At 42.8% G+C, this 9,523-nt stretch carries 2 protein-coding genes; one reads left to right on the forward strand and one right to left on the reverse strand.

The genetic code is table 11. The annotated features are described in order from the left end of the window. Window positions 1–46: 46 nt before the first annotated feature. Window positions 47–6,691 (forward strand): LamG-like jellyroll fold domain-containing protein, encoded by a 6,645-nt coding sequence (locus F6K22_RS20230; protein ID WP_293101783.1) that lies wholly within the window; start codon window positions 47–49, stop codon window positions 6,689–6,691. Between the two features lie 713 nt (window positions 6,692–7,404). On the opposite strand, the gene F6K22_RS20235 is transcribed toward F6K22_RS20230, so the two are convergent. Further along, complete coding sequence (locus tag F6K22_RS20235) at window positions 7,405–9,078, reverse strand: EAL domain-containing protein (RefSeq protein WP_293101786.1); 1,674 nt, start codon at window positions 9,076–9,078, stop codon at window positions 7,405–7,407. Window positions 9,079–9,523: the final 445 nt, after the last annotated feature.

A 9,523-nucleotide genomic window follows, 5' to 3' on the forward strand; every position in this document is an offset into this window, starting at 1 on the left:
GGACTTTGTTTGCCACTTATAGCAGGGACGCTTTTCGGCGTTGTTATTGCCTACCCAGATAGCTGAGGTACAGCGCTGGCAAGTCTTTGCTTACAATAGCCATACTGGATTAATTGACTCATTTAATGTCGAGCGTGGGGCAGATGGGTTGTTTAATACTAAGGGAACTCAGCTTTATACCAGTCCCGATCCTGAGTATCAGAATTCTGTATTTGAGCGGCAACCCGGTAAATGTCCCTTTACCGATCGAGACTTAATTCCCCTGGTAAGTAAATCAGGGTATGGAGAGTCCGCACTGGAGCTGATTGGGGGTAAATACGTCAGTATCCCCGACAACAATGCCTTAAATTTTGGTACCGGTAGCTTTACCGTTGAAGCCTGGGTGTATGACGATCCTGCTGGTGGGGTGGATTACAGAAATGCCGTCTGTAAAAAGTCCGGTACTGGGGATAATGTAGGATGGCTGCTGAGACTCAACAGTCAAGATATGCCTCAATTTTTCTTAGCTGATGGAACTACAGGTAGTGCTTTAGCCGTTACCAGTGACACGGCGATTAGCGAAGGAGAATGGCATCATTTAGTAGCTGTATTTGATCGAGAAAACAATCAGGTGCAGCTCTATGTTAATGGCGTATTAAAAAGCTCTGAGCCAACATCTGCCTTGGGCAGTCTAGACACTGGCAGCGATGCCCCTCTAGTCTTTGGACGTTTCCCAATCCAAGATCGGGATCACTGGTATGGAAAGATAGACGAAGTTCGCCTCTGGAACCGCCCTCGGACTGCTGATGAAATCAAAGCAGATATGAACCACCGCCTGATTGGTAATGAGCCAGGGTTAGTGGGTTACTGGCGTTTTGATGAAGGTTCTGGTGATACGGTTCACGATCAAACTGAAAATGCCAATCACGGTACGATTCATGGGAATGCTACATGGGTAAGTTCTGAGGCTCCAGTGGGAGATCATCCAGGGATGCGCCGTACTAGCTTTAAGTTTGAGGGGCGGACGATCGAGTCGGGAATTGCGTCTTTATTGTACTATCAGCAAGAACAGTCTCAAGGTGGCTATGATCAACAGCAAAAGCCAATTAAGACAAGTGCGCGAGTGATGCTGGCGGTGGCCACAGGTGGCGCAGATTCAGAGAATTATGTCGGAGTCTTAGATTTTGGTCTCTCCCGTGAAGGGAAGTTGGCACAAGTGCCAGATAATATTGATTTGGGGACAGCCTTAACAACAGGTTCCAATGAGGATTTAGAACTACTCTCCCAATTGCAGCAAGAAATATTAGCCCTAGAAGATGGGCTAAATCAGGGTATCTTCTATTTCACAGAAGTAGCCAACCTCAAATCAAGTAGCCGGAATTATAGTCGTTCAGTAGCTATCAGTAGCAACTATGCCATTTGCGGAGATACGAGCACCCAGGCTGCCTATATCTTTGAAAAGGAAAACGGCCAGTGGCAGGAATCTCCGGAAACAGGCAAACTCCAAGCCATTGACAAGCAGACGGGTGATTATTTTGGTTTTTCAGTAGCCATCAGTGGGGACTGTGCCATTGTCGGAGCTCATCTGGAAGATACTGGGGGGGATAATGCCGGTGCTGCCTATATCTTTAAAAAGGAAAACGGCCAGTGGCAGCAAAAAGCCAAACTCCAAGCCATTGACAAACAGGCGAACCATGGTTTTGGTTTTTCAGTAGCCATTAGTGGGGACTGTGCCATTGTCGGAGAAGATAGTAGGGGAGTCCGTACTGGTGCTGCCTATATCTTTGAAAAGGAAAACGACCAGTGGCAGCAAAAAGCCAAACTGTTAGCCAGTGACAAGCAGACGAGCGATCGTTTTGGTTATTCAGTAGCTATCAGTGGGGACTGTGCCATTGTCGGAGCTTATATGGAAGATAGTTATGCTGGTGCTGCCTATATTTTTGAAAAGGAAAACAGCCAGTGGCAGCAAAAAGCAAAACTCCAAGCTATTGAAAAGCATACGGACGATCGTTTTGGTTATTCAGTAGCTATCAGTGGGGACTATGCCATTGTCGGAGCTTATGGGGAAGATACCGGGGGGGATAATGCCGGTGCTGCCTATATCTTTAAAAAGGAAAACGGCCAGTGGCAGCAAAAAGCCAAACTCCAAGCCAGTGACAAGCAGGCTGACGATGGTTTTGGTCAATCAGTAGCTATCAGTGGGGACTGTGCCATTGTCGGAGCTTATATGGAAGATACTGGGGGGGATAATGCCGGTGCTGCCTATATCTTTAAAAAGGAAAACGGCCAGTGGCAGCAAAAAGCCAAACTCCAAGCTATTGAAAAGCATACGGACGATCGTTTTGGTTTGGCAGTAGCCATCGGTGGCAACTCTGCCATTGTCGAAGCTCAACGCCCATATACTGGACCAGACGGTAAGTCTGCTGGCTATATCTTTGAGAACTTGATTCCCTTAAAACAACAAGAATTAGCCGACAAGCAATTAGAAGCCGAAACAATAGAAAAGCGTTTGGCGACTGTTACCTTGCCCATGCACCTGCTACACACAGACTCATGTGGTTTAACCGTTGCTGGTGGATTATTGGGTTTTGCCGATACCAATGATACGCCCCAACTGTTTGATAGTGTTCTCGGTCAACTTTCTCTCTACTTCCGGGGCAGAACCGGTGAGTTTTTCACCGCTTACTACGACACGAATACTGCCAAAGCCCAATATACCCTGGCGGCTGCAACCGGAACCCTTAATTTCCTGGCTGTTTCTGCCGAATCGGAAATGGATACTTCTGCGATCGCTGTCAGTGATGGCACAAATGCTGATAACTGTACGGTTATCATTGAGAACACCACTGTGGGGATAATAGAAACTTGGACTCAAGTTCCTCGTAATGTCCTAGAGTTTGCCTCAGTGTTGAATGGTGCTGCTAGCCAGCAGGTGTTAATTGGCACTCTAGCCGCTGACGTATCTGGCACGACTACGAGCCTCAATTTAGAAAGCAAGGTTAAACAAGCCCTCAAAAATGGTGACACGCTGTTAGTGGGTGGGACGAAAGTAACAGTCAGCGCCACTGTAGATATGGGTGCGACGGTTATCCCCATTGCTAGTACCAGCTTAAATTTAACCGCTCAAACCTCAGTTTACCGACTTCCCTACAACTATGAAACCCTGGCTAGTGCTAACCCAGTTACCTATAACCTGCAAAAAGGTTCGCTGCTGTTTATGGTCGATATAAGTACGGCTGAAGGTAACGTGCAGAATGGCACAGCAACCAGTGTAGGAACTACTCTATCTTGTGCCTGGGTAGCCAACTCACCTGGGAAGGCTTATGCTTTCGATGGTCAAAATGATTATATTGCTCTGGGAGATAATAGTAAGCTAGCCCAACTTGATGCGACTGATGACCTTACCTTGGAAGCTTGGGTTAATTCTAACAGCCTAAACAGTAGAACCCGTCTCATTCATCACCATTCTGCTGACTCCAAGTATGCTTTGGCACTCAAGCCGGGAGAGACAAGTAATAGTTACTCCGTTGTTGCTGGTGTGGGAAATCAGTTTATTGCCAGCGAAAAAGACTTGCCCGGGGAAAATTGGCAACATCTAGCCGTCGTTTTCAACCAATCCTACGGCTTACAGTTCAACGGTGGCTATCTCAAATGTGGGAAAGAAACATCCCTGAACATCAGCGAAGATTTAACCCTGGAAATATTCCTCCAGTTGGGTAATGCAAACCAAAAACAGGGACTCATTAGCAAAGGGCACTTGCAAGACGGTACTGACCAAGATGTTCCCTATGCCCTCTACATTGATTCTGATTCTAAGCTAGTCTTTGCCTTTGAAGATCAGAATCATGGGTATCACCAGTACAAATCCACCACCGCTCTCAGTCGTAATAGTTTCCACAAAATTGCCCTGACGCGCAAACGCGGTCAAAAAACCCTCGAAAACAAAGAGACAAAAACTATTACAGTCAACGATGAGGACATGACAATGGACGCGGTGACTTCAGTTGATTTTGAGGAATGGGATGACATTCAATTCTACATTGATAGAAGTCTCGCTGGAAATTATCGGTTTGATGGTGAAGCGGGTAGCAATGAGCAAGAATTAGAAATTGGTCGCTTGGCTTTGAGTGGAGACCCGATGTATTTCCCCGGTATTATCAGCGAAATCCGTGTATGGAATACAGCCTTAGAGCTAGATCGACTCTATAGCGAAATTAATGGTCAAGAAAAGGGACTCATTGCCTGGTGGCGTTTGGAAGAAAATCAGGGCAATATTGCCTATGATGCCAAGGGCAGTAGCCACGGCAATATTGTGGGTGCAGTGCAATGGGTGAAAAACCCAGATATCAGTGGTTCTGAATTGAGACTTTACCTCAATGGCCAACCCGTCCAGACTACTATACCCAGCAGTTTAGCTTGGGGCGATCGACAATTTACCCTCGGGGGTTATAAAAGCGGCAGTAATTTAGAAGATAAATTTTCCGGTACCCTGGAAGAGATTCGGATTTGGAAAATATGTCGCACTCAAGAGCAAATCCAAGATAACCTGTTTACCCGACTCAAAGGCGAAAAACAAGACCTGATTGCTAACTATACCTTCGATTGGGACGACGAAACCGAACTCAAAGACCATTCTCTTCTGGGCAATCACCTCCAGGTGGGCACTGGTGATAGCAAACCCAGGTCGATTCTCTCCACTGCCCCGATCGGTAATGATATTGCCCAAGTCCGCTCCGCCTTAGCTGGAGTTAAGACCCAATTCCACGACACCATTGATAGTCGTCCAGCAGTGCAGGAATATGGCGATACCCAGTATGACTCCGAAGGCAATCTAACTGGGGTAATGAAGCGTTGCTACACCTATATTAAAAACGGTCAATGGCATTTATTCACCGGTTACAAAGTCGGTAACTTAATTACGGAATGGATTGGTCAGGCACAGTTTGACCCCCAAATCGTCGGTTATCTTGAAGGCACACCCCCGGTACCCAGTGAAAACATGACCTATGGCACCAATGGAACTGGTACCGGCACTTATGAAGGAGATGGTTCTGCTATCAGTTTCATCCAAGCTGATGAGGTGATGTACAACTACTCTAGCTCCAAAGAAAACGGCTTCAGCAGTTCTTTTGGCATATCAGGTTCCTTGGGAATGGATATTGGGACCCAGGTAATAATAGCTCCTCTAGGCTTTGGTATTTCCCAGAAAATTATGGATACTCAGATAGCTGGTAGTGGCTCTGTTAACTTTGAAGCCTCTGGCGCTTGGTCTCAGGAACACGGGATGTCCAGTGGGCGCAATATCACGAAGGAAATGAGTGCGGCTTTAGGGGGAAATTGGGAAGATCCCAACAATATGCACAATCCCACCTTAGGTCGGCGCTGGATGTCCGGTAATAGTGGTCTTGCCTTAGTCCAATCAGAAACCGCCGATATTTTTGCCCTGCGCTTGAAACATAACAATGCCCTCGTATCCTTCCGCTTTCAACCGAACCCGGATATTCCCAAGGATTGGAATATCATTTCCTTCCCTCTCAACCCCCGCTATACGATACAGGGAAGTCTTGATGGCAAGATTGGCTACAACAGCGACGGCAGCGTCTGCACCGATCCCAATTATCCCCAAGCTGCCACCTATGGAGAATACAGCTACTTCAAACCCAAAGAAGCTTATGCTCTAAAAAAATCTATTGACCAGGAAATCCAGGAGTTACAAAACTACTACGACAACTTCGATGCCTCGCCCCTTTCTGCTAACAATCCAGTTAACAAACTAATGAAGAGTAACTATAGCCTCTTAGCTGCTACTACTGGGGCAGTACCGTTTGCAAGTCAACTCTTGGCTGCGACGACAACCTTCGGCAGCCTCGGTGATGCTTTAACCAAAGACCAAAGTATCTCCCGCAAGTTTGCCAAACGTAATCTGGCGAATACCTACGTCTGGACAGCCGATGGTGGGTTTTATGCGGAAACAACCGATACGATCGACGTAATGCAAGACTCGGTTAGCGGTTCCTACTCCTTTAACAACCTGTCTTCTTCAGGACTATTCCTGCATTTCAATGCCTTGGGTGCCGATTTTGAATTTGGGCTGGATAGTAGCATGGGCGGTAGTCTCAATATCACCAAAACCAAAAGTAAAGAGGCGAGTAAATCCTTCAGCATTGATCTGAGCATACGTCCTTCAGGGGATATGCAATACTTCGAGCCGGAAAGTGGCGATCCTGTCTATGAAAACGGACAGCCAAAATTAGTGACGGGTCGAGTGGATGCCTACCGTTTTATGACTTTTTACTTGGACTCTTCTAAGGAAAACTTTGAAGACTTGTTCAGTAAGGTTGTAGACCCCATTTGGTTAGAACAGAGTAATCATCCCAACGCGATCGCCATGCGTCAAGCAAATCAAGCTGAGAAAAAGCCCGGTTGTTGGCGACTGATGCACCGAGTTACTTTTGTCAGCAGAATTTTACCCGATTTTGCCGATCCGACAGCAGCACCCCTGGAGAGTGCGATGAAGGCAGAGAATATTGAGAGCAACTACGAGTTGATCAAAATTCTGGAACCTTTTGTGAAGAATAAAACGGGCAGCTATGTCGAGTTCTCGGATGCCGTCCGCAATACTCTAACTACATACTTGCCAGAGTTGCTGCCCCATGCTACTGATGTTATCAAGTATGCGGCACTGTACTTTGGTGTCTCCGAAGAGATCTAGCCACTAGAAATTAGCTCTTGACCACCTTAAGGGTAGACCACAGTAGGGACGTTCCATGGAACGTCCCTACTGGATTTTATAGCGCTACTTGAATCGGGAATAGGGAATAGGTATGGAGGGAATAGTAAACTGTTAAAGGGTTTCAGGATGCGCGAAATGTCAAGAGCCTTAATGCGTAGCGCTATAGTTGTGATGATGTTGTTCATCAGTGTGAAAAGCACTGTAAGATCATGTCCGGTTGAACAGTTATAAATAATTAGGCAGGAGACAGGAGACTCGATACTGGAGACAGGAGATAGGAGACAGGAGATAGGAGACAGGAGAGGAGATAGGGAAAAAAGTGTTTTCATCACCCTCTTATCCGGACATGGTATAAGTTATAGATAGGGCTGAGAGCTTTACTACAAACAAAAACTTTTTTTATCACTGATTATCCTGACATGATATAAGATTTGGTAATATCAAACCCGGTAGCATTGGTGTAATTCGATCGGGAGTTAGGAGTCATATCAAATCCGGTAGCATTGGTATAATTCAGGATTAGGGAAGAATAGTCAATATTGTAGGGGCGATTCGCGAATCGCCCCTACTGACGATAGAATTATATTACTCCGAAGCCAGCGGATTTGATATCAGGAGTCGTAGGGGCGAAGATCTCTTCGCCCGTACAGGAGTCAGGAGGAAAGAGAATTTAGAAAGATTTGGCAATGGCCTCAAAAAGCTATAAATTTAGAAAAATCTCTAGCAGAAAGCGGACGACTAATTAAATAACCTTGAATTAATTCGCAACCATTAGCATATAAAAAATCTCTTTCTTCTTGGGTTTCTACTCCTTCTGCAATAACTTGAAAGTTTAATTGTTTAGCCATGCGAATAACAGCATTAGTAATAGCCGCGTTTTTTATATTTTGATGAATATCTTTAACAAAAGAACGGTCAATTTTTAGAGTATTAAAATCGAAATGTTGTAAATATCCCAAGGAAGCATATCCTGTACCAAAATCATCAATCGAAACCTCAATTTTGGCTGCTTTTAATATTTTAAACTGTTCTAATGTCATGTCAATTTCTTGGACTAATACACTTTCAGTTAGTTCTAATTTAAGCCAATAAGGTTCGATTTCATATCTTGTTAAAATATTTAATATTTCTTGAGCTAAGTTAGGTTGATGAAACTGTTTACTTGAGATATTGACAGCAATTTCTAGGTGTGGTAAGCCTTCTTTTTGCCAATCTTTTATTTGCTTACAAGCAGTTTCTAATATCCATTGACCTAGAGGAATAATTAAACCTGTTTTTTCAGCTAATGGAATAAATTCAGCAGGAGAAACTCTACCTTTTTCAGGAGAATTCCAACGTATTAAAGCTTCTGCACCAAAAACTTTTTTTGTGCTTAAATTAAATTGTGGTTGATAATATAATTCAAATTGGTTTTCTTCAAGAGCTTGATGTAATTCTATTCCTTGTTTTTGTAGTAAAAGAGCTTTTTCCTCTTCAAGTTGATTAACTCTATGTTGTAAGATTTCCAAGAGACCAGACATTTCGATGGGATCGATAATATTAGTTAGATCGGTTTCTGTTATTACTCCTAATAATTCCTCTTTCTCTCCTGTTATAACTAACCTTCTGATTCGTAACTCTTCCATTTTTTGATAGACTTGAAGAAGGTTATCTTCTGGTTTTAAACAAAATAACGGATAACTCATTACTTGCTCCGCAGTAAGCTCTTTTAGATTTAGATCTAATGCCTGAAATTGTACAATATCTTTTTCTGTAATAATTCCTACTGGAGTCAAAATATCTGATTTATCTTCGACCAAAACAACACAACTAACTTTATTAAAAACCATTTTTTTTGCTATTTCCATAACAGAAGTAGAGGGAATATCCCAAATTACATTACGAGTCATAACTTCATTAATTTGTCGAAACCGCAAAAAATAGCGTGGACTTAGAGTTTCACGCAAACTAGACAAAGTAACTAACCCAATAGGATAAGTATGTACATCTAAAATAGGTAAATGGCGAATACGATGACGACGCATTAAATTATAGGCAATGTATAAATCACTAAATTCGTCGTAGGGAAGTGATACAACTTGAGTCGTCATTAGTTCTCTAATCGCTGTATTTTCTAATGTTTTTCCTTGAATAGTTAATTTAACTAAATCTCTTTCTGTGAGAATTCCTACTAATTTTTGATTTTCTACAATTAAGATGCAACTACTATTTTTAGCAAGATTTTTTGAGGTAGGCATTCTATTTTCCCTAGAACTAAACTGACAATAACTTCCTTTTGCTTTTGTCATTAGACTAATAGCTTCATTTAAACTTGTTGATGGTTTGAGAATACAGGGAGAAAAAATAATACTTTTATCTATATTCATAAAATTATATCTAGAGCAAAAACTGTACAAACAATTTTGTATTATAGCATCTCACTATTTCTAAAGGCGAATGATTGATCAAATTATTGTTTCAAAATGGTATGAAAATCTTCATAAATTAGATAATATTATGTCCGGATAATTAGCGATAAAAAAACTTTCTCCTGTTCCTCCTCTTTATTCTTTCTTCTTCTTTCTTCCCTCCTGACTCCTGACTCCTCCGTCGTTTATTTATAACTATTTAAATTGACTAAAATAAGCAAAAAAGTTATTATATCTGTTTGAATTACTTAATAGCTGAAGTGTGGCCTAAGTATAGCATTAATGCTATACTTCAGCTATACTTCAACACCTCAATAGTTACTAAGATTAAAAGTCTGTTTTTGACAATTATTAGTCGGTATTTTATAGATTTTTCCTACTTTTCCTCTCCCCACACCTCCCA

Origin of the sequence: Okeania sp. SIO2F4 (genome assembly GCF_010672385.1) — a bacterium.
Lineage (GTDB): Bacteria > Cyanobacteriota > Cyanobacteriia > Cyanobacteriales > Microcoleaceae > Trichodesmium.